This window comes from Actinomadura citrea (assembly GCF_013409045.1).
Classification (GTDB): Bacteria; Actinomycetota; Actinomycetes; order Streptosporangiales; family Streptosporangiaceae; genus Spirillospora; species Spirillospora citrea.
Genome location: NZ_JACCBT010000001.1, coordinates 4,219,678 through 4,243,330, shown reverse-complemented (window position 1 = coordinate 4,243,330; position 23,653 = coordinate 4,219,678). Strand labels below are relative to the sequence as shown.

The 23,653-nt window shown below is 69.9% G+C and carries 23 protein-coding genes; 8 read left to right on the top strand and 15 right to left on the bottom strand.

The window, feature by feature from the left end; all coding sequences use genetic code 11:
- Positions 1–29 precede the first annotated feature (29 nt).
- On the top strand, positions 30–638 hold the full coding sequence (locus BJ999_RS19855) for a dTDP-4-dehydrorhamnose 3,5-epimerase family protein (protein WP_179834674.1): 609 nt from the start codon (positions 30–32) through the stop codon (positions 636–638).
- On the top strand, positions 635–1,690 hold the full coding sequence (locus tag BJ999_RS19850) for a glucose-1-phosphate thymidylyltransferase (RefSeq protein WP_179834673.1): 1,056 nt from the start codon (positions 635–637) through the stop codon (positions 1,688–1,690). The genes BJ999_RS19855 and BJ999_RS19850 overlap by 4 nt, the downstream gene beginning before the upstream one ends.
- Positions 1,691–1,741: 51 nt before the next feature.
- On the opposite strand, the gene BJ999_RS19845 is transcribed toward BJ999_RS19850, so the two are convergent.
- The 4 genes from BJ999_RS19845 to BJ999_RS19830 all read right to left on the bottom strand — a co-directional run bounded on the left by BJ999_RS19845 (position 1,742) and on the right by BJ999_RS19830 (position 4,823).
- Positions 1,742–2,662 carry an arylamine N-acetyltransferase family protein gene (locus BJ999_RS19845; protein WP_179834672.1) on the bottom strand — a complete coding sequence of 307 codons (921 nt, stop codon included), beginning with the start codon at positions 2,660–2,662 and terminating at the stop codon, positions 1,742–1,744.
- Between the two features lie 114 nt (positions 2,663–2,776).
- Entirely contained in the window at positions 2,777–3,613 is an 837-nt protein-coding gene (locus BJ999_RS19840) for an ABC transporter permease (RefSeq protein WP_179834671.1), read from the bottom strand.
- 194 nt (positions 3,614–3,807) lie between these two features.
- Positions 3,808–4,296 carry an EF-hand domain-containing protein gene (locus BJ999_RS19835; RefSeq protein ID WP_179834670.1) on the bottom strand — a complete coding sequence of 163 codons (489 nt, stop codon included), beginning with the start codon at positions 4,294–4,296 and terminating at the stop codon, positions 3,808–3,810.
- A 47-nt stretch (positions 4,297–4,343) separates the two neighbouring features.
- Complete coding sequence (locus BJ999_RS19830; protein ID WP_218935142.1) at positions 4,344–4,823, bottom strand: SRPBCC family protein; 480 nt, start codon at positions 4,821–4,823, stop codon at positions 4,344–4,346.
- Positions 4,824–4,909: 86 nt separating this feature from the next.
- Here BJ999_RS19830 and BJ999_RS19825 point away from each other — a divergent pair, with 86 nt between their 5' ends.
- A complete protein-coding gene (locus BJ999_RS19825; protein WP_179834668.1) occupies positions 4,910–6,061 on the top strand; it encodes a nucleotide disphospho-sugar-binding domain-containing protein in 1,152 nt (383 codons plus the stop codon).
- Between the two features lie 34 nt (positions 6,062–6,095).
- On the opposite strand, the gene BJ999_RS19820 is transcribed toward BJ999_RS19825, so the two are convergent.
- The 5 genes from BJ999_RS19820 to BJ999_RS19800 form a co-directional block, all read right to left on the bottom strand.
- On the bottom strand, positions 6,096–6,455 hold the full coding sequence (locus tag BJ999_RS19820) for an ArsR/SmtB family transcription factor (protein ID WP_179834667.1): 360 nt from the start codon (positions 6,453–6,455) through the stop codon (positions 6,096–6,098).
- A 71-nt stretch (positions 6,456–6,526) separates the two neighbouring features.
- Positions 6,527–7,861: an ABC1 kinase family protein gene (locus BJ999_RS19815; RefSeq protein WP_179834666.1), complete on the bottom strand. Its 1,335-nt coding sequence runs from the start codon at positions 7,859–7,861 to the stop codon at positions 6,527–6,529.
- Positions 7,842–8,510 (bottom strand): NHL repeat-containing protein, encoded by a 669-nt coding sequence (locus BJ999_RS19810; RefSeq protein WP_179834665.1) that lies wholly within the window; start codon positions 8,508–8,510, stop codon positions 7,842–7,844. The genes BJ999_RS19815 and BJ999_RS19810 overlap by 20 nt, the downstream gene beginning before the upstream one ends.
- A complete protein-coding gene (locus BJ999_RS19805; protein WP_179834664.1) occupies positions 8,510–9,394 on the bottom strand; it encodes a class I SAM-dependent methyltransferase in 885 nt (294 codons plus the stop codon). Before BJ999_RS19805 ends, BJ999_RS19810 begins: the two co-directional genes overlap by 1 nt.
- A 132-nt stretch (positions 9,395–9,526) precedes the next feature.
- On the bottom strand, positions 9,527–10,729 hold the full coding sequence (locus tag BJ999_RS19800; protein ID WP_179834663.1) for a DUF6004 family protein: 1,203 nt from the start codon (positions 10,727–10,729) through the stop codon (positions 9,527–9,529).
- Between the two features lie 291 nt (positions 10,730–11,020).
- On the opposite strand from BJ999_RS19800, the gene BJ999_RS19795 reads away from it, so the two are divergent.
- The 3 genes from BJ999_RS19795 to BJ999_RS19785 all read left to right on the top strand — a co-directional run bounded on the left by BJ999_RS19795 (position 11,021) and on the right by BJ999_RS19785 (position 15,289).
- Positions 11,021–11,722 carry an O-methyltransferase gene (locus tag BJ999_RS19795; RefSeq protein ID WP_179834662.1) on the top strand — a complete coding sequence of 234 codons (702 nt, stop codon included), beginning with the start codon at positions 11,021–11,023 and terminating at the stop codon, positions 11,720–11,722.
- 358 nt (positions 11,723–12,080) lie between these two features.
- A complete protein-coding gene (locus BJ999_RS19790; RefSeq protein WP_179834661.1) occupies positions 12,081–14,600 on the top strand; it encodes an ATP-dependent Clp protease ATP-binding subunit in 2,520 nt (839 codons plus the stop codon).
- A gap of 5 nt (positions 14,601–14,605) precedes the next feature.
- Complete coding sequence (locus tag BJ999_RS19785) at positions 14,606–15,289, top strand: SDR family NAD(P)-dependent oxidoreductase (RefSeq protein WP_179834660.1); 684 nt, start codon at positions 14,606–14,608, stop codon at positions 15,287–15,289.
- 5 nt (positions 15,290–15,294) lie between these two features.
- Here BJ999_RS19785 and BJ999_RS19780 read toward each other — a convergent pair whose 3' ends face one another.
- Positions 15,295–15,606, bottom strand: coding sequence for an ArsR/SmtB family transcription factor (locus BJ999_RS19780; protein ID WP_179834659.1), 312 nt, complete (start codon positions 15,604–15,606; stop codon positions 15,295–15,297).
- A 259-nt stretch (positions 15,607–15,865) separates the two neighbouring features.
- On the opposite strand from BJ999_RS19780, the gene BJ999_RS19775 reads away from it, so the two are divergent.
- Positions 15,866–17,491 (top strand): AMP-binding protein, encoded by a 1,626-nt coding sequence (locus BJ999_RS19775; protein ID WP_179834658.1) that lies wholly within the window; start codon positions 15,866–15,868, stop codon positions 17,489–17,491.
- A gap of 108 nt (positions 17,492–17,599) precedes the next feature.
- Entirely contained in the window at positions 17,600–17,926 is a 327-nt protein-coding gene (locus tag BJ999_RS19770) for a hypothetical protein (RefSeq protein WP_179834657.1), read from the top strand.
- 90 nt (positions 17,927–18,016) lie between these two features.
- Here the strand turns inward: BJ999_RS19770 and BJ999_RS19765 are convergent, their stop codons facing one another.
- Genes BJ999_RS19765 through araA form a run of 5 tightly spaced genes read right to left on the bottom strand, consistent with a single transcriptional unit; the run spans position 18,017 to position 23,646 of the window.
- Entirely contained in the window at positions 18,017–18,763 is a 747-nt protein-coding gene (locus BJ999_RS19765) for an ATP-binding cassette domain-containing protein (protein WP_179834656.1), read from the bottom strand.
- Positions 18,760–19,794 carry an ABC transporter permease gene (locus BJ999_RS19760; RefSeq protein ID WP_218935141.1) on the bottom strand — a complete coding sequence of 345 codons (1,035 nt, stop codon included), beginning with the start codon at positions 19,792–19,794 and terminating at the stop codon, positions 18,760–18,762. The genes BJ999_RS19765 and BJ999_RS19760 overlap by 4 nt, the downstream gene beginning before the upstream one ends.
- Positions 19,795–19,810: 16 nt before the next feature.
- Positions 19,811–20,944 carry a sugar ABC transporter substrate-binding protein gene (locus BJ999_RS19755; RefSeq protein WP_179834655.1) on the bottom strand — a complete coding sequence of 378 codons (1,134 nt, stop codon included), beginning with the start codon at positions 20,942–20,944 and terminating at the stop codon, positions 19,811–19,813.
- A gap of 1 nt (position 20,945) precedes the next feature.
- On the bottom strand, positions 20,946–22,106 hold the full coding sequence (locus BJ999_RS19750; protein ID WP_179834654.1) for an aldose epimerase family protein: 1,161 nt from the start codon (positions 22,104–22,106) through the stop codon (positions 20,946–20,948).
- Between the two features lie 46 nt (positions 22,107–22,152).
- Entirely contained in the window at positions 22,153–23,646 is a 1,494-nt protein-coding gene (gene araA, locus BJ999_RS19745) for an L-arabinose isomerase (RefSeq protein ID WP_179834653.1), read from the bottom strand.
- Positions 23,647–23,653: the final 7 nt, after the last annotated feature.

Below are 23,653 nucleotides of genomic sequence, written 5' to 3'. Positions count from 1 at the left end.
CGCGATGCGACTGTCACGATCGGCGCGGCATGCACGTCAGTGAGACGGCCGTTCCCGGGGCCTACGTCTTCACCTCCGACCACAACTCCGACCGGCGGGGCGACTTCTTCGAGGTCATGCGCGCCGACGTCCTCGACGTCACGCTGGGGCGCCCTTTCGTACCGCGTCAGATCAACTGTTCGACGTCGCGGCGCAACACGCTCCGCGGCATCCGCAGCGTCACCGTCCCGCCCGGTCAGGCCAAGTACGTCACCTGCGTCAGCGGCGCGGTGCGCGACATCGTGGTCGATCTGCGGGTCGGTTCCCCGGCGTTCGGGCACCACGCGGTCAACGAGCTGTACGCCGGGTCGGGCCGAAGCGTCTACATCCCCGAAGGCGCCGGCCACGCCTTTCTGGCGCTCACCGACGACACCTGCATCTGCTACGCCCTGTCCAGCACCTACACGCCTGACGCCCAGATCTCCATCAACCCGCTGGATCCCGACCTCGCGCTTCCCTGGGGGATCACGGAGCCGCCGCTGCTGTCCGACGGGGACGCGGCGGCGCCCACCATGGCCGAAACCATCTCCGCCGGGCTCCTGTCCCCTTGGCAGGAGGCCGACGCTCCTTCTACGCGCCTGCGAGGAAGCAACCGATGAAAGCTCTGGTGCTGTCGGGTGGATCGGGAATGCGGCTGCGTCCTTTCAGCCACTCCATGGCCAAGCAGATGATGCCGATCGCCAACAAGCCGGTTCTGGAGTACGTCCTTCTCAACATCCGCGCCCTCGGTGTCACGGAGATCGGCATCATCGTCGGCGACCGGGCCCAGGAGATCATCGATTTCGCGGGCGACGGTTCCCGGTTCGGCGCGCGGGTGACCTACATCCACCAGGACAGGCCGCTCGGTCTCGCGCACTGCGTGATCTTGGCTCGCTCCTTCCTGGCCGACGACGACTTCGTGATGTACCTGGGCGACAACATGCTGCCCCACGGAGTCGCGGACGTCGCCCTGGACTTCGCCGCGCAGCGCCCCGACGCCCAGGTGCTGGTGCACAAGGTGGCGGACCCGCGCGCCTTCGGGGTGGTGGAGCTGGACGTCGAAGGCCGGGTCGAGCGCCTGGTGGAGAAGCCGGAGGACCCCCGGAGCGATCTCGGACTGATCGGGGTGTACTTCTTCACCCCGGCCATCCATGAGGCGGTGGCCTCGATCGAGCCGAGCGCGCGCGGGGAGCTTGAGATCACGGACGCCGTCCAGTGGCTGCTGGCCCGGGGCGCGGACGTGCGGGCCAGCGAGTACGCCGGCTACTGGAAGGACACCGGCCGCGCGGAGGACGTCCTGGACTGCAACCGCCGGCTCCTGGAAACGCTGCAGCCCTGCATCGCCGGTGACGTCGACGCGCACTGCGAGATCGACGGCGCGGTCGTGGTCGAGGCCGGAGCGCGGATCGTGCGCTCCCGCATCCAGGGCCCCGTGATCGTCGGTGCGGGCTCGGTCATCGAGGACAGCCACATCGGTCCCCGCACGTCGATCGGCCGGGGCTGCGTCCTGCGGCGCACCGGCGTGACCGGCTCCATCGTCCTCGACAACGCGTCCATCTCCGGTTTCGCCGGGCTGCACGACTCGATCATCGGCCGCAACGCCAGCGTGAGCGCCTCGGCCCGGCCCCGGCTGGTCGTCGGTGACGACACGCGGGTCGAGGTTCCGGCATAGCCCGGCCGGTGCGCCCGGGCCCGGGCGTTCTCCTCAGCCCGGGCGTCGTCCTCAGGTCCGGGCCGCTGACCGCCGGGCCCTCGCCTCGAGCCAGGCGTCGTGGGCGCCCCGGACCTTCGTCCACAGCGCGGTCCGCTCCTGCGGACCCACGTCCGCCAGCGGGAGATCGAAGACCTCGGCGAGCGCGCCGTACCACTCCGTGAAGGTACCGAGCTCCCTGGTCGTCCTGCCGGAGTCGTCGACGTGCCGCAGCATGCATCCCGTCAGGCTGTCGACGCTCGTCGCGTCGCGCCGCATCACCGCGACGGTCCGCACCAGGCGCGATTCGGGATCGGTCGCCAGGTAGGGGTGCCACTCGGCGAAGTCCGCCGGACCGGCGGGCTCCATCGAGAAGTCGAGCCCGGCGATCGCGCCGCCGTCGTCGTGCTCGAAGCGCCAGCCGCCGGACCCGAACCGCGAGGGGCCGAGATGGAAGGTGAAGGGTCCTTGGCGGTACGCCCCGGCACGCAGCGGCAGCGGCTCGTGCAGCCCGTCGCCGAGGCCGACGTCCACCATCCAGGCCCCGCCCTCGACGCTCACGGTGAGCACCAGGTGCGGGGCCGGTTCGGCCGGCCCGACCGGCGGCAGCTTCCGGCCGGCGTGAACGCCGGCCCGGTGCCACGTGACGTCGTATCCGAGCGCCGTCAGCAGAGTGGAGAACGCGCCGTTGAGCTGCACGCAGTACCCGCCGCGCCCCTTCAGCACCTGACCGGCCGCGTAACGCGGGTCCGCGGTGGTCGGCCGTCCCAACTGGATCTCCAGCACCTCGTACGGCACCCGCTCCACATGGGCCCGGTGCAGGGCGAATAGTCCGGAGAGCGACGGCTCGCCCGGGTCGCCGATGCCGAGACGTTCCAGGTACTCGGCGACGTACCGGGAGCCGCCCGGCTCCTCTGGGACGGGCGCGGAACCCGATGTGTGCTGGCCAGGCATGACCCTCCGTCCGGACCGGGTGCGGTCGCGCCACCGCTCCACCGATGCTACTTCAAATTAAAGTAGCACAGCCTGCCTCTCCCCCTCGGGAGGGGCGCGGCGGCCCGTTCGCCGCTACCCGCGGCCGCGCCGCGAGTACGCGTACGCCGTGAGCGGCGCGAAGACCGCGACGAGGATCGCGCAGGCCAGGAACGCCCGGCCCATCTGGCCCGCGGTCTCGGTGCCCTGCATCAGCCCGCGCACGGCCGTCGCCGCGTGCGTGATCGGGTTGACCCCGATGACGGTCTGCAGCCACGACGGCATGGTCTCGCGCGGCGCGATGATGTTGCTGCCGAACAGCAGGACCGAGTCCAGCGTGATGATGAGCATCTGCGCCGACGCCGCCTGGCGCACCGCCACCCCGACCAGGGCCCAGATCCAGGCGAGGCTGAAGGCGAACACCTGGAGGAACAGCAGCGCCAGCACCACGCCGGCCGGCCCGCCGTCCGGGCGGAACCCCAGCGCCAGCCCCAGCAGCAACGGCACCACCGACGCCACCGCGTACCGGACCACATCCCCCAGCATCGCCCCGACCAGCACCGACGACTGCCACACCGGCAGCGACCGCACCCGGTCGAAGACCCCCTGGTCGATGTCCACGTTCAGCCCGAACCCGGTGTTCATGCTCGCGAGCACGACCGCGATGACCGACACCCCGGGGAGGAAGAAGTCCAGGTACGCGCCGGGGGACCCCGCGATGGCACCGCCGAAGAGGTAGGTGAAGAGCAGGGTGAACATGACGGCCTGCAGCAGGGCGCCGAACAGCCCCTCGGGCGCCCGCTTGATCTTCAGAAGCGAGCGGAGCGCGAAGGTCAGCGACGCCGAGAGCGCGCCGGCCCTCGGCGGGCGCTCGCGGGGCGTCAGCAGGGGTCCGCGCAGTCTCTCGTCCGCCACCGGCTGGGACGTCGTCATCTCGCCCGCCTCCCTCACTCACTCCGCGCTCGGGCCGTCCAGGGCAAATAATAAACCCGGAGCTTATATAAGGCAAGTCTAATGAGATGCCCTGGAGGCCGGGCGGCCGGTGGCCGTCGCGCCCGCGCCACGCCAGTGCGCTCGACGGAGCCGGTCCGGGGCCCGCGATGACGAAGCCGTCCGTCCAGAACCGATCAGGCGTTGTCGCGGTGGTAGAAGTCTTCGATGTATTTCACGAAGGGGTCCCTGTCGAGATAGCCGTCCCCGTCCTCATCAAGGCGCTGGAACCCTGCCAGACTCTCCAGCTGCGGGTAGCCCGTGGCCGAATGCGTCGTCATCCACACCTGGAGGGACACTCGTTCGTCGGCGTCGGCGCCCATGTCGAACACGGCGACGCCCCACGGAATGGCGACGTTCTCGATGAAGCCCGGCTGCTCGTGCGAGGCGACCCACTCCCCCTTGCTCACCTTCTTGTCCCCGGCCTCGTCGACGCGCCCCTTCAACTGCTGCCACAGCCTGTTGGACGGTCGCGTGATCGCCAGCCACTGCGGGGAGCCGGGCGAGACGTGCAGCGCGCGGCACCACCGCTGCACCAGCAGGTCGACGTCGGATTGTTCGATGATGCCGTCGCCGTCGTGGTCGAAAGCCTTGAAGAGCGCTTCGTACTCTTCGGCAGTGGCCATGCGGAACACTCCTCGGATCGGGAACGCGTGGCGCGCGTCGCCACCGGTCAGGCCTCCGCCCCGCGCAGGATGGGATCGAGGCGGTTCAGGAGGATCGATCTCCACGCAGTCTCGTGCTCTTCCCTCACCTTGTCGTCCGGGAAGCCCGCGTGCGTCAGGTGCAGCAGGGAGCCGCTCGGCCGGGGTGACATCTCGACGGTCAGCACCGTCTCGACCCCGCGGGTTCCCGCCTCGTTGAGCCACGTCAGTTCGATCAGACGGTCCGGGTCGACCCGGAGGAACCGGCCGTAGTGCGGGTGCCGCCGTCCCTCGTGGAACGTCTGGAAGAAGTAGGGCGCGTCGACCTCGGCCTTCATGACGATCTCACCCGGCTGGGCGAACCACTGGTCGAACCGCTCCGTCCAGGCGCGGAACACCGCGTCGGCCGGCGCGTCCGCGAGGTGGTCCACGATCGCGCGGTACGGCCTGGCCGACAGGTCGGGCGGACAGATCGGCAGCGTCACGAACTCCTCCAGCTCGCTAGACACTTGAACTATATATAGTAATCTCCTGGAGGAGTAGACCGGAGATTTCCTCGTCGGCGCTCGGTCCATGCCCCAGGGAGGATTCCACCATGCGCGTGCTGTTCATCTCCGTCCCCGCGGCCGGCCACGTCTTCACGCTCGTGCCCCTGGCATGGGCCTTCCGCTCGGCGGGTCACGAGGTGCTCGTGGCGCTCGCGGAACGCCCCGAGTGGGCGGCCGACGCGGGGCTGCCGGTGGTCGACGTCGCGCCGGGCTACGACGCCGTGGCGATCGCGAAGAAGGTCTTCGAGGACGATCCCGAGTTCGCGAAGACGTGGTACCGCAATGTCGGGCCGGACAGGGACATCTCCCCCCGGGCGCCCATGTTCGCCGGGTTCAACCGGCCGCTGGTCCCCGGGACCATGGAGGTGGTCGACCAGTGGCGCCCGGACCTCGTCGTCTACGAGCAGACGACCACCGTCGGGGCGATGGCGGCGGCCAGGCTCGGTGTTCCGGCCGTCCAGCGGAACCTCGGGCCCTTCACCACCGGGCGGACCCATCAGCTGACGGCCGGCCTGCTGTCGGATCTGTGCGCCGAGTACGGGGTCCCGGCCATCCCGCGTCCCGCGATGATCCTGGAGCGGCTGCCGCCGAGCATGCTGCACGCCAGGCCCGAGGGCGGGTTCATGGGCGGCCACTCCTACGACGGCGGCGGCGTCCTGGGCGGGCTGTGGCGGCAGCGGCCGCAGCGGCCGCGAGTCGTGCTCTCGCTCGGAGGCGGATTCTCGGCCAGGTTCTTCGGCCTCGGCACCCTGCCTCCGGTCATCGAGGCCGCTTCGAAGGTGGACGCCGACTTCGTGCTCGCGCTCGGCAAGGTCGACGCCTCCGCCCTGGGCACGCTGCCGGCGAACGTCCGGCCCGCCGACGGCTGGGTCCCCTTCGGCGAGCTGTTCCGGACGTGCTCGGCGGTGGTGCACCACGGTGGCGCCAACACCGTCCTGACCGCGGTGGAGGCCGGCATCCCGCAGATGGTCGCCCTCGACCCGCAGGACGTGGCCTCCGAAGCCATCGGGCAGGATGTGCGCGACCGGGGAATCGGGCTGATGGCGCCGGCCGATGAGATCACCGCGACGATGCTGGAGCGCCTGCTCGAGGACGAGACGCTGCGGACGGCGACCGCCGAGGTCCACACGGAGGTCGCGGGCCTGCCGTCCCCCACGGCCGTCGCCGCCGAGCTCGCCGACCTCGTCGCGCGCCTGTAGCCGCCTGCTCCCCGGGGCGGGCGACCTGAGTGGATCACGCTTTCCGCGACGTCCGGTTCCCCGCCGCGCCGCGGCCCTCGCGCCGGCCCCGGGCGACCTCCGTGGCCAGTGCGTCGAGGGGCTGGGCCCAGAACCGCCGGAACTGCTCCAGCCACATGTCGACCTCGCGCAGGGGCCCGGGGTCGATCGCGTACAGGCGCCGCGTCCCCTCGGCCCGGACCGAGGCGAACCCGTTGTCGCGCAGCACCTTCAGGTGCTGCGACACCGCCGGCTGGGAGATCCCGAACTCCTCCTGGATGACGGCGCAGATCTCCCCGGAGGAGTGTCCGCCACCGGACAGCAGCTCCAGGATGCGGCGGCGAACCGGATCGCCGAGAACATCGAACGCGTGCACGGGATAATAATATCAAACTTATATAACTCGGCCTCGAACGCTCACCGGAGCCCGGCCCGCGCCGGGACCGGCTACCGGGCGCCGAAGAGGCCGCGGTTGAGGACGGGCTTCGCGGTCTCCTGGAAGTCGATCTCCGGGTCGAGCTCGCGGATGGTGCCCTCGATGACGAGCAGGGACAGCAGCGGGAAGATCAGCTCGGGCGCGGCGTGGATGCCGTACCGGCGCTGCAGGTCGAACATCTCCGTGGCGAAGGCGATCAGGCTGAACTCCTTGGCCGGCAGGCCGTGGCTGCGCTCGACCAGGTCGGCCATCCGCACGATGAAGCCCTCGAGGTCGGCGCCCTCGCGCACCCCCGCCGAGCTCTCGATGACGATCTCGGCGCAGCGGCGGCCCCGGCCGGTGGACATGTTCATGAAGAACTCGGCGAACAGCCGGCGCAGGCGCTCGGTCAGCTGCACGCTGAAGCCGGCGTCGAGCACGACGACCTGCCCCTGACGGGTGAAGTAGAGGTTCCCCGGGTGCATGTCGCAGTGCACGAAGCCGTCGACGAACAGCATCTGGTAGATGGCCGTCAGCGCCGACACCGCGAACCGCTTCCTCATCGCCAGGGGGCATTTCGCCGCGGCGCCCACATCCAGGTCCGGTATGAACTCCATGACGATGCAGCGCGGCCGGGACTCGGCCTGGTGCACCTGCGGCACCCACACCCGGGGCACGGGCGCGAGGTTGTCGCGCAGCCGCGTCAGGCTGTCGGCCTCGCGGGCGAAGTCCAGCTGCCCGAGGACGGCGGCGCACATGTTGTCCACCACGTCGGTGACCGGAACGCCGCGGAACACGGGCAGGCGGGCGGCCAGCGAGGCGCCCGCCCTCATCAGCGCGAGATCCTCCCTCATCACCCGGTCGATGCCGGGGCGGCGCAGCTTGATCGCCACCTGGCCGCCGGACGCGAGCGTGCCCTGGTAGACGGAGGCCACGCTCCCGCTGGCGACCGGCCGCTCCACGAGGTGTGCGAAGCGCCCTTCGACCGACCGCATGCCGTAGGCCTCCGCGAAGGCGCGGCGGGTCTCGGCGCGGTTCAGCGGCGCCACCGAGTCCTGGAGGACGGACAGCTCGTCGCAGAGCGCCGCGGGAAGCACGTCCCGCCGGGTGCCGAGGACCTGACCGGCCTTGATGAAGGTGGGGCCGAGCCTCATCAGCAGGACGGCCGTCCGCCGGTAGAGGTACCGGCGTCCCGCCGTGCGACCGCGCAGCGCCGTCCGGACGAGCCCGACGACCCCGGCCGGCACCAGGGTCACGGCGACGATCGCCAGCACGCGCGCCCCCCGCCCGGCGAGCGCGAGCAGGGCGGGGGACCCCCGCCCGGCGGGGATCGTCTCCGATCGTCGCTCAGCGCCTGTCGTTGTCATGGGCCTGCCTGCCTCCGGTGATTCCGGGTACCTCGATCGCCCGCAGCTGGAGGGTCGCGTGGTCGCAGTACCAGATCAGCCGGCCGTCCCAGGCGATCCCGGTGGGACTGCCGTTGACCGTGATCGACGCCACCTCGCGTCCCTGGTTGAGATCGATCAGGTTGATGGAGCATCCGCGGTAGTCGGCGTACGCCAGGTAGTCGTCGGAGACGGTGACCCCGGCGACCGGACGGCGCACCGGGTAGCTGGCGATCAACCGCAGGTCCTCAACGCTTCGCAGGTCGATGACCTGGAGGTCCTCGTATCCCGTCCACACGCCCTGGCTCGTGGCCTCCAGCCCGCACAGGAGCCGCCCGGGCCGCGGGTTGGGCAGCTCGCCGACGACGTCACCGGACTCGGGGTCGATGACGCGCAGGGTCCGCTGCTCGCCCACCACCTGGACGAGGCTGCCGCCGAGCGTGGTCAGGTCCGTGCGAACGCCGGGGCACGGGATCTTTCGCACCACCTCGCCGGTCCGAGGGTCCATCGCCGCGATCTGGTTCTGCACGGCTTCCGAATACCAGAGGTACTGTCCCGTCCAGGTCAGCCCGCACAGTTTCAGGCCGCCGCGAACCGGGATGTCGCGCACCGAACCCGCCGCGTAAGGCATCACCGCCCTCCCTTCTTGCTGAGGCCGCACTCAAGCCGCCAGTCGGTGGCCACCCGTACGTCTTCGGGCCGGTGCATCTGGACGTGCAGCACGTCCCCCGCCGACACCGCGGTGTGCCGGAGCGGCCAGATCCAGACCGCCCAGTTGCAGCCCGGATAGGAGGGGAGGTTGGACAGCGTCACGCCCGGCGCGAGGGTGGCGGTGAAATACCCGGCGATGGCGTGCAGCCGACCGGTCCGGTTGATGGTCAGCCGCCGGCTCGGCCGCTGCTGGCCCCCCTTGCCGCCGCGCTGGTCGGCGATGGCCGCCGGCTGGCTGAGCATCGTGGGCGGGCGCTGGAAGAAGTGCAGCTGTGCCGCGGGGGCTATACATTCCTGAACCGCGTCCAGCCGGTAGCCGAGGAAGTCCTCGTCCCAGATCCCCCAGCCCTCGCCGTCGAACTCGATGGCCGCCAGCTGGGTGACCAGGCGCTCGGGAACGACCCGGCCGCCGGGAGCGAGGTTGCGCCGCGCGAAGGAGCCGAGGACCTCCATCATCTGCTCCTCCGGCCCGAGATTGCCCATCATCTCCGAGACCACGACGTCCGCCTTGACGGGCAGCCGCACCCGGCGCGCGTCTCCCTGGACGAGGGTGAGCCTGCCCTTGAGGTCGTTCTGCTCGGCGATTCTGGCCGCGACCGCCGCCATCTCGGGGTCGGCCTCGACGGCGTAGACGTGCTCGGCGCCGCACCGCAGCGCGAGCATGGACAGCGCGAGCGTGCCGGCCCCGACGTCGGCCACCACGCCACCGGGCGGGATCGCGTCCTCGAGCGCCCGCCCGTAGGCCTCGAGCCGGGGCCGGTCGGCGAGCATCGCCTGGTGCATCAGCAGCAGTCGCTGGTCCACGACGCCTCCCCTTCGCAGGTACCCGGAACGGCCGGCGGGGCGGGCCGCACGCACGTCCCGGCGGGACTGGAACTATTGGAATTTCCATCAGATCCAGTCCCGCCGGTCACGTCAAGAGGCTCGCGGGAAACCTCAGATGTTGACCGCCGCCGTCTCGCCGACGTGGGCGTCGCGCATCGCCAGCCGGACGCCGGTCAGCCGTGCCTTGACCGTGCCGTCGGTGGTGACGAGCGGCGCGTCCGCGCCGACCATGCTCAGCTCGCTGCCGGTGGCCTCGAGGTCCCTGAGCTTGCCGGCCACGTGCGCGGGCCTGGCCGCGTACAGGTTGCCGTGCGGCGTCACGAGCTCGAGCTCGGCGTCGATGTGCAGCTCACTCGGGAACCTGACCCGGCTGAGGCTGTCCTCGGTGCCGTCGCCCAGCGTGCCGCCCGAAGGCCGCGGCCAGCTCGCCCGCAGCATCACGCGGCCGCCGAGGGCCTCGTTGTGGCCGACCATGGCGACCCGGGCCATCTGGGCGAGCACGCCCTGGCCCTCGTCGTGCTTGTCGGGGCCGAACAGGAGGATCTCCGTGCCGGCCGCCTTGCGGTAGTCACCCTCGAGCTCGATGACCTCGGTCTTGCCGTTGTACTCGACCTCGATCTGGCCCTCCAGCGAGACCTGCATGATCATGGAGGGGTCGACCAGCATCGACATGCACGGGCCGGCGCTCGCGGCGAAGAACACCGTGGGCGTCAGGCCGACCGGCTCGTTCTGGTCGTTGGCCGGGTACCAGGCCTCGGGCAGGGTGGTCCCGCGGACCACGTTGGGCGCCTGCACCACGTCGAACGGGCCGTCGCCGCGCGGGCTGCCCAGGTACGGGCCGGTCAGCGGCTTCTTGTACGGCGGGATGCTGTCGACCACGCCGTAGATGTCGATGACGTTGCGGTGGGCCAGCCGCAGGGTGCTGGTCTCCAGGATGCCGAAGCGCCGGATGTAGAACTCGGCCGGGAAGTTCTTGCCCGGGACGATCTGGCGCACGTGGCCGGAGTTGGGGAGGAACGGGTTGGACAGGACCTGGATGCGGTCGTCCAGCTCGTAGCTGTACCCCTTGATGCCGACCTCGGGCGCGCTGATCAGTTCGGTCTCCAGCTCGGCGTGGCCCTTCTCGTCCACCCGGTGCTCGAAGCCCGGCATCGGCCACTTGTTCAGCTGGACGAAGCCGGACAGGTTGATGGTCTCCCGCCGGCCGGCGTAGTAGTCGTCGCCGAACACGACGGTGGCCGCGGCGAGGATGTGCGGACGAATCGGCTTGGGTTCGAGGTTGAGGGACTCGTACGTCTCACGGAGAGAGCTCAAACCAGACACCTCCAGCGTCTGTCGAGAACGTGTGGTGGGCCACTGCCTGGTCCGCGGATCGATGACGGGGCCCTGTTCGCTGAAGTTTTATATAGCGATTCGCCCTCGTCAACCCCTGCTCGAGCGACGTCATCAGGGCCCCGGACGGCCGAGGATTTCACTGGCCACTTAACTGACCAGCTCAAAGCAAGCACAAGGGGACGCCAGGGCCGGTGTGGGCACCTTGGAAATGAGAGGGATGTTGCTACAATTTATTAAAGTTTCTGGGAAGAACACGGAGAGGCCGGGGCCATGTGCGCGCTCAAGACCACGCCGGTGACGGCGGAACTGTACGACTACCTCATCGCGCACAGCCTCCCCTTGGACGACGTACAGCGCCGTCTCATGGAGCGGACCGCCCGGCTCGGCCCGGTGGCGCGGATGCAGATCGGCCCCGACGAAGGAGCGTTCCTGACCCTGCTGGCGCGGCTCATGGGCGCCCGCCGGGCGATCGAGATCGGCACGTTCACCGGCTACTCGGCGCTGTGCATCGCCCGGGGCCTCGCCCCGGGCGGCCACCTTCTGTGCTGCGACGTCGACAAGGAATGGGGGCAGATCGCCCGCGAGGCCTGGGCGCAGGCCGGCGTGGCCGACCAGGTCCGGCTGCGGCTCGGCCCCGCGCTGGACACGCTACGGGCGCTCGCCCCGGATCCGGTCGTCGATCTCGCCTTCATCGACGCCGACAAGGAGAACTACGTCGCCTACTACGAGGAACTGCTCCCGCGCATGCGGCCGGGCGGCGCCGTCCTGGCCGACAACGTCCTGTGGCGCGGCCACGTCATCGACCCCGTCGGCGACGCTCCCCCCGCGGAGGTCTCCGCGACCAGGCGCGCGAGAGATGCCGACACCCGGGCGATCCGCGAGTTCAACGATCACATCGCCGCGGACGACCGGGTCGAGGCGGTCATCCTCTCGATCGGGGACGGCGTCACGCTGATCCGCAAACGGGACTGATCGCGCCCGGGATGCTCATGCCCGACGCCCACCCGGCACGCCGGGAGGACGGAGCCGCGTGGCCGCCCCGTTCGCGCGACGACCGCGACGCCGCCGGACCCGGCCCCGATCGACGTCGCGGATGCCCGTGCCGCCGGTAGGGGTCGTCGGGCCGGTCAGCGGACCCGGGGACGAGCGCGTCGACCATGGGATGGTTCTCGAGAGACATGGGTCCCTTCCGGGTCGAGGGCGGCATACGGAGGACCGGCCGGGACCGGGGCCCTCCCAGAGTTCTTACGCCCATTGCGAACAGACGCCAATCCTCGCCAAATCACTTTAGAATATGATAGTAACCGGCGGCCCCGGGAGGAGCGAGGAGATGTTCGAGAGGTTCACCGACCGCGCGCGGCGGGTTGTTGTTCTGGCTCAGGAAGAGGCCAGGATGCTCAACCACAACTACATCGGCACCGAGCACATCCTCCTGGGTCTGATCCACGAGGGTGAGGGGGTTGCCGCCAAGGCTCTGGAGAGCCTGGGGATCAGTCTTGAGGCTGTGCGTCAGCAGGTTGAGGAGATCATTGGTCAGGGGCAGCAGGCGCCTTCTGGTCACATCCCGTTCACTCCGCGTGCCAAGAAGGTTCTTGAGCTGTCGCTGCGTGAGGCGTTGCAGCTGGGTCACAACTACATCGGTACCGAGCACATTCTGCTGGGTCTGATCCGTGAGGGTGAGGGTGTCGCGGCTCAGGTGCTGGTGAAGCTGGGTGCGGATCTGAACCGGGTGCGGCAGCAGGTGATCCAGTTGCTGCACGGGTATCAGGGTAAGGAGCCGGCGGCTTCGGGTGGTCCGTCGGAGGCGGCGCCGTCGACGTCGTTGGTGTTGGATCAGTTCGGTCGGAACCTGACGCAGGCGGCGCGTGAGGGCAAGCTTGACCCGGTGATCGGCCGGGACAAGGAGATCGAGCGGGTCATGCAGGTGCTGTCGCGGCGTACCAAGAACAATCCGGTGCTGGTGGGTGAGCCGGGTGTGGGTAAGACCGCGGTGGTGGAGGGGTTGGCGCAGAAGATCGTCAAGGGTGAGGTGCCCGAGACGTTGAAGGACAAGCAGCTGTACACCCTGGATCTGGGTGCGTTGGTGGCGGGGTCGCGTTACCGGGGTGATTTCGAGGAGCGTCTGAAGAAGGTGCTCAAGGAGATCCGGACGCGTGGTGACATCATCTTGTTCATCGATGAGCTGCACACGCTGGTGGGTGCGGGGGCGGCTGAGGGCGCGATCGATGCGGCGTCGATTCTGAAGCCGATGCTGGCGCGGGGCGAGTTGCAGACGATCGGTGCGACGACGCTGGATGAGTACCGCAAGCATCTGGAGAAGGATGCGGCGTTGGAGCGGCGGTTCCAGCCGATTCAGGTGGCCGAGCCGTCGTTGTCGCACACGATCGAGATCCTCAAGGGGCTGCGGGATCGTTACGAGGCGCATCATCGGGTGTCGATCACCGATAGTGCTCTGGTGGCGGCGGCGCAGTTGGCGGATCGCTACATCTCTGATCGGTTCTTGCCGGACAAGGCGATCGATCTGATCGATGAGGCGGGGTCGCGGATGCGGATCCGTCGGATGACCGCGCCGCCGGATCTGCGGGAGTACGACGAGAAGATCGCTGATGTGCGTCGGGACAAGGAGTCGGCGATCGACGCGCAGGACTTCGAGAAGGCCGCGGCGCTGCGTGATTCGGAGAAGCAGCTGCTGGGGCAGAAGGCGCAGCGGGAGAAGGAGTGGAAGGCCGGCGACATGGACGTGGTCGCCGAGGTCACCGATGAGTTGATCGCCGAGGTGCTGGCGACGGCGACGGGGATCCCGGTGTTCAAGTTGACCGAGGAGGAGTCGACTCGGTTGCTGCGGATGGAGGACGAGCTCCACAAGCGGGTGATCGGGCAGGAAGACGCGATCAGGGCGTTGTCGCAGTCGATCCGCCGGACCCGGGCGGGGTTGAAGGATCCCAAGCGGCCGGGTGGGTCGTTCATCTTCGCCGGCCCCTCTGGGGTGGGGAAGACCGAGTTGTCCAAGACGCTGGCGGAGTTCTTGTTCGGTGACGAGGACGCGCTGATCCAGCTGGACATGTCGGAGTTCATGGAGAAGCACACGGTGTCGCGGCTGTTCGGTTCTCCGCCCGGCTATGTCGGGTATGAGGAGGGCGGTCAGCTGACCGAGAAGGTGCGGCGCAAGCCGTTCTCGGTGGTGCTGTTCGATGAGATCGAGAAGGCCCACCAGGACATCTTCAACTCGCTGCTGCAGATCCTGGAGGACGGTCGGCTGACCGATGCCCAGGGCCGGGTGGTGGACTTCAAGAACACGGTGATCATCATGACCACCAACCTTGGGTCCAAGGACATCTCCAAGGGCGTGTCGATGGGGTTCGCCCGGCAGAACGACGAGCAGGGCTCGTACGAGCGGATGAAGGCCAAGGTGTCGGAGGAGCTCAAGCAGCACTTCCGGCCCGAGTTCCTCAACCGTGTCGATGACACGGTGGTGTTCCACCAGCTCACGCCCAAGGAGATCATCCAGATCGTGGATCTGATGATCGCCAAGGTCGACCAGCGGCTGCACGACCGCGACATGGGCATCGAGTTGCGGCAGGAGGCCAAGGACCTGCTGGCGCTGCGCGGGTATGACCCGGTGCTGGGCGCCCGGCCGCTGCGCCGCACCATCCAGCGCGAGATCGAGGACAACCTGTCGGAGAAGATCCTCTACAACGAGCTCAAGGCCGGCCAGATCGTGATCGTGGGCACCGAGGGCTTCGACCCCGACAACCCCGACACCACCGAGAACGCCAAGTTCACCTTCAAGGGCGTTCCGAGGTCCGCGTCAGTGCCCGACGCGCCGTCCCAGGGCGCGGTCACGCGTTAGCCCTCATGGCGCAGGTTCAGGAAGGACGATCGCAGCGGGCGCTCGTGATCGGCGGGCTGGGCGCGATAGGCGGCGCCGTGGTCCGGCGGTTGCGGGACGCCGGCTGGGAGTGTCTGGTGGCGTCCCGGTCGCCGAGCGCCGACATCAGCCTCGACGTGGGGGACGAGGCTTCGGTCGTCACGGCGTCGGCGGCGTCCCCGCCCTTGGACGCGCTCGTCATCGCCACGAATCTGGAGCCGAGCGCTTCGCTCTCCGAGCTGACCGGCCGGCACGCGGCGGCGATGTTCGCCACGCATGTCACCGGTCCGCTCCTGTTCATCCGGAGTGCACGCCATCTGCTGGCGAAGGGGTCGAGCATCGTCTTCCTGTCGTCCCCGGCCGCCTACCGCGGTAGCTACGACCCGTGCTACGCCGCGGCGAAGGGGGCAACGATCGCCCTCGCCCGGACGCTGGCGAAGGAACTCGCGCCGGACGTGCGCGTCAACGTCCTGTCCCCCAGCATCGTCGAGGACTCACCCGTGGCCCGGAAGATGACACCCGACTTCCGTGCCCGCCATCGGGAGGCCTCCCTTCTGGAGCGAACCCTCTCCATGGACGAGTGCGCGGAGGCCGTCTGCTTCCTCGTCTCCCACCCGCACGTGACGGGTGCGACCCTGCATCTGAACGGCGGCGAGTTCCTCGGAGCGTAGCGGGCCTACTTGTCCTCGAACTCGGCGCCCAGCGCGTCCAGATGCTGGGTCCAGAACCTGCGGAAGCGCTCCAGCCACGTGTCGATCTCCCGCAGGGTCGCGGAGTCCACGGCGTAGAGGCGGTGGGCGCCCCTCGCCCGGACCGTCGCGAGGCCGCTCTCCCGGAGCACGCGCAGGTGCTGGGACACCCCCGGCTGCGAGATCCCGAACTCGGCCTGGATGACCGCGGCGATGGCGCCGGAGGTCTGCTCGCCGTCGGCGAGCAGCTCCAGGATCCGGCGCCTCACCGGGTCCCCCAGGACATCGAACACGTGCATCAGGCCATTATTTCGGTGCGGCTTATATAAGTCAATGGCTAAACAAGGCGCCGGGCCGTCCCGCCCGGCGGAGCCGGGGCCGGTAGCGGCCAGCGCGACCGGCGCGCGGACGCCACGGCCAGGGCGCCGGTCACTACCACGACATGGCCAGCCCAGCTATATTTTTTTATAGCGGACTCTCTGACCGCGCTCATTCCAGCGCGATGCTTCCGGCACGCCGGCCGAAGTCTTCGCCCGCCTTGGATGGAGAGGTGGCCCGATGGAGCCCAGCGCCTCCGCGCACGTCGACACGTTCTGCCGCGACAACCTGCCCCCCTACGACGAGTGGCCCGAGTTCGACTTCACGCTTCCGGAGGTCGTCCACCCCGGGCGGCTCAACTGCGCGCACGTCCTGCTGGACGAGACGGCGAGGGCGGTGGGCGCCGACCGCCCCTGCCTCCGCACCCCCGGCGGCCTCCTGTGGACCTACGGCGACGTGCTGCGGCGGGCGAACCAGGTGGCCCGGGTGCTGGTCGACGACCTCGGACTGGTGCCGGGCAACCGCGTGCTGCTGCGCGGGCCGAACAACCCGTGGCTGGCCGCGGCCTGGCTCGGCGTGCTCAAGGCGGGCGGCGTGGTGGTCACGACCATGCCGATGCTGCGCGCCCGGGAGCTGACCACCATCGCCGAACTGGCCGAGCCGAGCCTGGCGCTGTGCGACCACCGCTTCCTGGACGACCTGGCCGCGGCGGAGACCCCCGGGATGCGTACCGTGCCCTACGGCTCGGACGACGGCGACGACCTGGTGTCCCTGGCGGCGGGCAAGGACGGGACCTTCGAGGACGTCGAGACCGCGGCCGACGACGTCGCCCTGCTGGCGTTCACCTCGGGCACCACCGGACGGCCCAAGGCCACCATGCACTTCCATCGCGACGTGCTGGCGATCGCCGACACCTTCTCCCGGCATCTCCTCAAGCCCGTGCCGGACGACGTCTTCGCCGCGTCGCCGCCGCTCGGGTTCACCTACGGGCTGGGCGGGCTGCTGGTGTTCCCGCTCCGGGCGGGCGCCTCCGCGCTGCTGATCGAGAAGGCGACTCCGGCCGAGCTCGCCGAGATCGCGGCCGGGCACGGCGTGACGGTGCTGTCCACCGCGCCGACGACCTACCGCGCGATCCTGGCCGCCGGGCTGGCCGGGCTGCTGGCCGGGGTGCGGCGCTGCGTCTCGGCGGGCGAGCACCTTCCGGCCGCGGTGTGGAGGGCGTTCCACGAGGAGACGGGCGTGCGGATCATCGACGGGATCGGCTCGACGGAGATGCTGCACATCTTCGTCGCGGCCGCCGACGACGACATCAGGCCGGGCGCGACGGGCGTACCGGTCCCCGGCTACCAGGCGGCCGTGGTGGACGCCGCGGGCCGGCCGGTGCCGGACGGGACCCCCGGGCAGCTCGCGGTCCGCGGCCCGACCGGCTGCCGCTACCTCGCCGACGCCCGGCAGAAGACCTACGTCCAGGACGGGTGGAACATCACCGGGGACACCTACATCCGCGACACCGACGGCTACTTCTGGTACCAGGCCCGCAGCGACGACATGATCATCTCCTCCGGCTACAACATCGCCGGGCCCGAGGTCGAGCAGGCGCTGATCGGGCATCCGGACGTGGTCGAATGCGGAGTGGTCGGCGCTCCCGACCCCGACCGCGGCGCCGTGGTGACGGCGTTCGTGGTCCTGCGCGAGGGGGTCGAGGGGAACGCGGACAAGGCCGCCGAGCTGCAGGCCTTCACCAAGCAGACGATCGCCCCGTACAAGTACCCGAGGTCGGTCCGGTTCGTCGACGAGCTCCCCCGCACCACCACCGGCAAGCTGCAGCGCTTCCCCCTGCGCGAGCTGGTCGGGGGCGCCCGGTAGAGGCCGGAGCGGCGCCATCGACGCCCACATCCGGTCATCTGCCCGGCGATCGAGCAGCCTTCGCGGGGACGCGAATATCGTTGGTGTCACCCGGTGGAAGGCAGGCTCATGCTACTGGGCGCCCTCAGCGGAATCGCCGCCGCGATCTGCATCGTGCTCGTCCCCCACCAGGAGGGCGTGGTCGCGGCCTTCCCGCCGGGGTGGGCGGCCGCCGTGTCCCCGGGTCTGCTGATCAGCCTGCTGCCGGCGGCCTCCGCGATGCCCCGCCTGACCTTCGCGGCCGGCCTGCCGGCGATGTTGGGCGCGATCATCGGCGCGGTCGGGGCGCTGTTCGGCGAACACCCCGTCTACGGCCTGATCTGGACGCTGTGGGCCGCGCTCTTCCTCATCGGGCAGCAGAGAGCCTGGCTCAAGGCCCAGGCGAATCCCGCCTGACCTCCACGCCCACCTGACCGGTGCCGAACCCGGCCCGAAGGCGGGTCACGCCTTCGGGCCGGACACGGCGCGCCCGGCCCGAAGGCGGGTCTACAGTCCTCGGCTGCGGCGGTAGTCCGCGACGACCAGGTCGGTCAGCTCCTGCAGGGAGGTCTCGGACGTCGGCTTGTCGAAGGAGATCCGGCCGTGCTGCAGCAGGTTGACCCGGTCGCAGACGTCCAGGACCTGGGCGTAGTTGTGCGCGATGATGATGATGGAGACCTCGCCCCGCGCCTTGAGGTCGCGGACGAGGTCGAGGATCATCGTGCCCTCCTTGGCGCCCATCGCGGCCAGCGGCTCGTCGAGCAGCAGGATGCGGGCGTCGGAGTAGACCGAGCGGGCGACCGCGATGGCCTGCCGCTGGCCGCCGGACAGCTTGGCGACCTCGACGTCCACCGACGGGATCCGTACCCCCATGTCGGCCAGCTGGCGGGCGGCCCGTCGCCGCATCGCGCGGTTGCTGAGCAGCGGCCAGCGCACCAGCTCCCGGTTGAGGAACATGTTGTGGTAGACGCTCAGCTCGTTGACCAGGGCGAGGTCCTGGTACACGGTGTCGACGCCGAGCGAGCGGGCGTGGTCCACCGACCGCGGGCTCACCTCCTTGCCGTCGATGAGGATGCGTCCGGTGTCCGGCCGCTGGAAACCGCTGATGATTTTGATGAGCGTGGACTTTCCGGCGCCGTTGTCACCGATGAGGCCGAGCACCTCGCCCTTGCCGAGGTGCAGCGTGACGTCGGCGAGGGCCTCCACGCCGCCGAAGCGTTTGCGGATGCCCTCCACCCGCAGAGCCTCGCTCATGAGCGCCCCGCCCTTCGCAACCGGGCCAGGTGGACGTTCAGCACCATCGAGATGATGATCGCCGACCCGAGGATGATGTTGAACGGGTTCGCGCTGATCCCGATGAGGTTGAAGCCGTTCTGCATCTCGGCCAGCACCAGCGCGCCGAGCAGCGCGCCGACGACGGTCCCCGAACCCCCGGCCAGGGCGGTGCCGCCGATGACCGCCGCCGACACCGCGATGAACATCGCGTTCGACCCGCCCGAGCTCGGGTCGATGGAGCCGACCCGGAAGGCCTCCAGGAGGCCGGCGAAGGCGCCGAGCGCCCCGGTGAGCATGAAGTTGCCGATCTTGATCCGGCCGGTGCGGATGCCCGCCTCGGCCGCGCCGAGCGGGTTGCCGCCGGTGGCGACCGTGTGCAGCCCCCACCGGGTGCGGGTGAGGACCAGGTGGAAGAAGACCACGATCACCAGGCACCAGGTCAGCTCCGCCCAGGGGGCGCGCCCGAACCCGCCCGCCAGGCCGTCGGCCGCCTCGGGGATCTGCGCCGGGTAGGCGTGGGAGGTGGTGAGCATGATGCCCTGCACCAGGAACATCGAGCCCAGGGTGGCGACGAACGACGGCACCCGCAGCACGACCGTCACCAGCCCGTTGCCGAGTCCGATGAGCGCGCCCGCCAGGACCGCCAGCACGATCGCGATGATCGGGTAGACGCCGGAGAAGTCGACCATGTAGTGCATGAGGAAGGGTGCCAGCGCGAAGACCATGCCGACCGACAGGTCGATCTCGCCGCTGACGAGCAGGAACACCTCGCCGACCGCGATGATGGCGTAGGGCGCGGTGCCCTGGGAGACGTTGACCAGGTTGTCGTGGGACAGGAAGACCGACTTGGCGGTCTGGAAGTAGATCAGCAGTCCGAGCGCCACCAGGAGGATGGTCGCCTCCCGGCGGCGCAGGAACGCGTCGGTGGCGAGGCCGGGCAGCCCCCGGGCACGCCGCCTCGGTGGCGTGCCCGGGGTTGCCGCCTGGTCCCGCAGGGTGCTCTCGCTCACTCGGTGTTCCTCCCTGTCAGACGTGAGCGATGGCGCCGGACCGCGGCACCAGCTGCTGGGCCGGGCTGGAGCCCTCGTACCGGGTCTTGGTGGTGAGGTACGGGCCGACGGTCTGCTTGCTGACGAAGGTCAGGCCGGTGTTGGTCACCGGGGGGAAGACCAGGCCGCCGGACAGCCTGTAGAACCACAGGGCCAGCACGGGCAGGAATCCCTGCAGGTAGGGCTGCTGGTCGATGGTGAAGTCCAGGTCGCCGGACTTGACGGAGCTCAGCGTGCCCGGGGTGAGGTCGAACCCGCCCGCGGCCACGCCCTTGCCCTTGAGGCGGTATTTCTGCATGACCTTGCCGATGCTCTCGGTCGAGCCGGCGTCCACCGCGAACATGCCCTTGATGTTCTGGTGGCCCTGGGCGTAGGCGTCGATGGTCGACAGTTCCTTGGGCAGCTCGGCGCCGCTGGCCACCGAGGTGAACTTGATCGGCTTGCCGGAGGCCTTGATGGCGTCCTGCGCGCCGTCGATGCGCGGCTGGATGTTCAGGGAGCCGGGGGTGGCGATGAAGCCGACCGCGTCCCCCCCGGTCATCAGCGCCGCGATCTTGGTGCCGAGCTGGTAGCCGGAGGTGTAGAGGTCCTGGCCGATGTAGGCGAGCCGGTTGGTGCCGGGGTCGTCCTTGGCGCCGTCGGCGTTGTAGGAGACCACCGGGATCCCGGCGTCCAGCGCCTTGTCCACCGGCTGCCGGAAGGCGGCCTTGTCCACCACGGCGACCGCGAGCCCGTCGGCCTTGCCGGAGATGGCCGCGTTGGTGGCGCTGACCATCTCGGGCACCGCCGAGTTCTGCGAACCCGTCCACTGGAACGAGCAGCCCAGCAGGGCGCAGGCGTCCTGCGCGCCGTACTGCGTCGGCGTGAAGAAGGGGTTCGTGGTGACATGGTTGACGAACACGAACTTCCAGTTCGGCGTCTTCGGGAAGTGCCCGGGCCCGCCCGTGGGCGAGGACGGGCTCTTGTTGTCCGAGGAGCAGGCGGCCAGCAGCGCCGACGCGGCCGCCGTCGCGCTGACCAGGCCGGCGCCGCTGAGCAGCCGGCGCCGGGTGGGCTCGCTCAGGCCGAGGGTGTCGACGGCCTCTTCGACCGCCGGATCGATGCGCTCCATGTCAGGCTCCGAACTGGTAGACGGTCGTGGAGTGGAGGGCTTGGCCGGGGTCCAGCTCCGTCGAGGGGAAGTTCGCCTGGTTGGGCGAGTCGGGGAAGTGCTGGGTCTCCAGGGCGAACCCGTCGCCCTGCCGGTAGACGCGGCCGCCGGTGCCGACCAGCGTGCCGTCGAGGAAGTTGCCCGAGTAGAACTGGAGCCCGGGCTGGTCGGTGGAGATGGCCAGCGTCCGGCCGCTGCCGGGATCCTGCACGCGCGCGGCGACCTTCCAGCCGGAACCGTCCAGGACGAAGTTGTGGTCGTAGCCCTGGCCGTAGAGGAGCTGGTCGAAGCCGGTGCGGATGCGGGCGCCGATCGCGGTGGGCCGGGTGAAGTCCAGCGGGGTGCCGCGCACCGAGGCGATCCGGCCGGTCGGAATCAGCTCTGACGAGCTGACGGGGGTGTACCGGGAGCCGTTGATCTGGAGCCGGTGGTCGTAGACCGTGCCGCCGCCCTCGCCCGCGAGGTTGAAGTAGGAGTGGTTGGTGAGGTTGACGACGGTCGGCTTGTCGGTGGTGGCGTGGTAGTCGAACCGGATGGCGTTGTGCCGCGTGACGGAGATGGTCACGTCGGTCTTGAGGGTGCCGGGGAAACCCTGGTCGCCGTCCGGGCTGGTGTGGGACAGCCGGAGCGCGACGCCGCCGCCGGTCGTGATCGGGGCCGCGGACCAGACGTGCTGGTCGAAGCCGGTCGTGCCGCCGTGCAGCGTGTTCCCGTTGTTGTTGGTGGTCAGCTGGTACGCGTGCCCGTCGAGCGTGAACCGGCCCTTGGCGATGCGGTTGCCGTACCGGCCGATGAGCGCTCCGAAGTACGTGCTGTTCTTGGTGAGGTAGTCGGAGAGGGTCGGGAAGCCCAGCGTGACGTTGGCGAGCCTGCCGTGCCGGTCGGGCGTCTCGATGGTCTGGACGATGCCGCCGTAGGTGATCACCCGGATGCGCATCGAGCCGTTGGTCAGGGTGTAGCGCCAGACCTTGGTGCCGTCGGGCATCGTCCCGAACAGGTCCTTGCCGATCCCGGACTTCAGTTGGCGGCCGGACGCCGTGGAGGAGGGGGCGAATCCGCCGATCGCGGTGCCGGCGAGCGCGGCCAGCGCGACCAGCCTTACTGCGAAGCGTGATCTGGTCATGGGACGGGTTCCTCACAGATCTCGGGGGGGTGGGGTGTCCTGGCGGCTAGAAGCCTTGCGCCAGGCGGTGGTACGCCTGGTTCCAGCGCATCTCGCGGCGGAACCGGGCGACCTCGGTCTCGCTGTCGATGACGAGCAGTTCCACGCCCGTCATCTCGGCGAGGTCGGCCAGGATCTCGGTGGTGATCGCTTGGGACAGCACCGTGTGGTGCGGTCCCCCGGCCGACAGCCAGGCCTCGGTGGAGGTACGGAAGTTCGGGCGGGGCGCCCACACGGCCCGGGCCACCGGCAGCCGGGGCAGCGGTTCCGGGGGCCCCACCAGGTCGATCTCGTTGGCGACCAGCCGGAACCGGTCGCCGAGATCCGCCAGCCCGACGACCAGACCCGGTCCCGGCGCCGCGTCGAACACCAGCCGGACCGGGTCCTGCCGTCCCCCGATGGACAGCGGATGCACCTCGCAGCTCGGCACGCCGGCGGCGATGGAGGGGCAGACCTCCAGCATGTGGGCGCCCAGGATGAGTTCCCGGCCCGGGACGAGGTGGTAGGTGTAGTCCTCCATGAAGGAGGTGCCGCCCGGCAGTCCCGCGGCGGCGCTCTTGAGGGCCCGCAGCAGCAGGGCCGTCTTCCAGTCCCCCTCCGCGCCGAAGCCGTGGCCGTCGGCCATCAGGCGCTGCACGGCGACGCCCGGCAGCTGGGTGAGCCCGCCGAGATCCTCGAAGTTGGTGGTGAACGCCTGGTAGGACCCGGCGGCGAGGAAGTCGCGCAGCCCGAGCTCGATCCGCGCGGCGTCGCGTAGCGCCGGGTGGCGTTCGCCGCCGGACCGCAGCTCCGGCGCGACGGCGTACGTCTGCTCGTACTCCTCGGCGAGCTCGCCGACCCGGTGGTCCGGCACCGCGTCGACGGCCGTGACGAGGTCGTTCACGCCGAAGGCGTTGACCGAGGCGCCGAACCGGATCTGCGCCTCGACCTTGTCGCCCTCGGTGACGGCGACGTCCCGCATGTTGTCGCCGAAGCGGGCGAGCCGCAGTGTCCGCAGATCGGCGTGGCCACGGGCGGCCCTGACCCAGGAGGCGATCCGCGTGCGCACCGCGGGATCGCTGGTGTGCCCGGCCACCGTGGTGCGCGACATGCCGAGCCGGGTCTGGATGTGGGCGTGTTCGCGGTCCCCGTGCGCGGCCTGGTTGAGGTTCATGAAGTCCATGTCGATGCTCGACCACGGCAGCGCCACGTTCGCCTGGGTGTGCAGGTGCAGCAGCGGCCGGAGCAGCGCGTTCAGCCCGGCGATCCACATCTTGGCGGGCGAGAACGTGTGCATCCAGGTGATGACCCCGATGCAGTCGTCGTCCGCGCCCGCCTGGAGCATCGTCCGCCGGATGGCCTCCGCGTCGGTGAGCACCGGGCGCCACCGCACCGCCGCCGGGATGTCCGGATCCTCGTCCAGGGCCTGGGCGATCCGCCGTGACTGCGCGGCGACCTGGTGGAGCGTGTCCTCGCCGTACAAGGACTGGCTTCCGGTGAGGAACCAGACGGTCGGTGCCATCGCGGGG

Coding starts and splice junctions, on each gene's coding strand:
- BJ999_RS19845 (WP_179834672.1), bottom strand. CDS start 2,662: ATGCCTGGCCAGCACACATCGGGTTCCGCGCCCGTCCCAGAGGAGCCG.
- BJ999_RS19840 (WP_179834671.1), bottom strand. CDS start 3,613: ATGACGACGTCCCAGCCGGTGGCGGACGAGAGACTGCGCGGACCCCTG.
- BJ999_RS19825 (WP_179834668.1), top strand. CDS start 4,910: ATGCGCGTGCTGTTCATCTCCGTCCCCGCGGCCGGCCACGTCTTCACG.
- BJ999_RS19855 (WP_179834674.1), top strand. CDS start 30: ATGCACGTCAGTGAGACGGCCGTTCCCGGGGCCTACGTCTTCACCTCC.
- BJ999_RS19765 (WP_179834656.1), bottom strand. CDS start 18,763: ATGAGCGAGGCTCTGCGGGTGGAGGGCATCCGCAAACGCTTCGGCGGC.
- BJ999_RS19775 (WP_179834658.1), top strand. CDS start 15,866: ATGGAGCCCAGCGCCTCCGCGCACGTCGACACGTTCTGCCGCGACAAC.
- BJ999_RS19750 (WP_179834654.1), bottom strand. CDS start 22,106: ATGACCAGATCACGCTTCGCAGTAAGGCTGGTCGCGCTGGCCGCGCTC.
- BJ999_RS19780 (WP_179834659.1), bottom strand. CDS start 15,606: ATGCACGTGTTCGATGTCCTGGGGGACCCGGTGAGGCGCCGGATCCTG.
- araA (WP_179834653.1), bottom strand. CDS start 23,646: ATGGCACCGACCGTCTGGTTCCTCACCGGAAGCCAGTCCTTGTACGGC.
- BJ999_RS19810 (WP_179834665.1), bottom strand. CDS start 8,510: ATGCCTTACGCGGCGGGTTCGGTGCGCGACATCCCGGTTCGCGGCGGC.
- BJ999_RS19815 (WP_179834666.1), bottom strand. CDS start 7,861: ATGACAACGACAGGCGCTGAGCGACGATCGGAGACGATCCCCGCCGGG.
- BJ999_RS19850 (WP_179834673.1), top strand. CDS start 635: ATGAAAGCTCTGGTGCTGTCGGGTGGATCGGGAATGCGGCTGCGTCCT.
- BJ999_RS19755 (WP_179834655.1), bottom strand. CDS start 20,944: ATGGAGCGCATCGATCCGGCGGTCGAAGAGGCCGTCGACACCCTCGGC.
- BJ999_RS19785 (WP_179834660.1), top strand. CDS start 14,606: ATGGCGCAGGTTCAGGAAGGACGATCGCAGCGGGCGCTCGTGATCGGC.
- BJ999_RS19835 (WP_179834670.1), bottom strand. CDS start 4,296: ATGGCCACTGCCGAAGAGTACGAAGCGCTCTTCAAGGCTTTCGACCAC.
- BJ999_RS19770 (WP_179834657.1), top strand. CDS start 17,600: ATGCTACTGGGCGCCCTCAGCGGAATCGCCGCCGCGATCTGCATCGTG.
- BJ999_RS19795 (WP_179834662.1), top strand. CDS start 11,021: ATGTGCGCGCTCAAGACCACGCCGGTGACGGCGGAACTGTACGACTAC.
- BJ999_RS19790 (WP_179834661.1), top strand. CDS start 12,081: ATGTTCGAGAGGTTCACCGACCGCGCGCGGCGGGTTGTTGTTCTGGCT.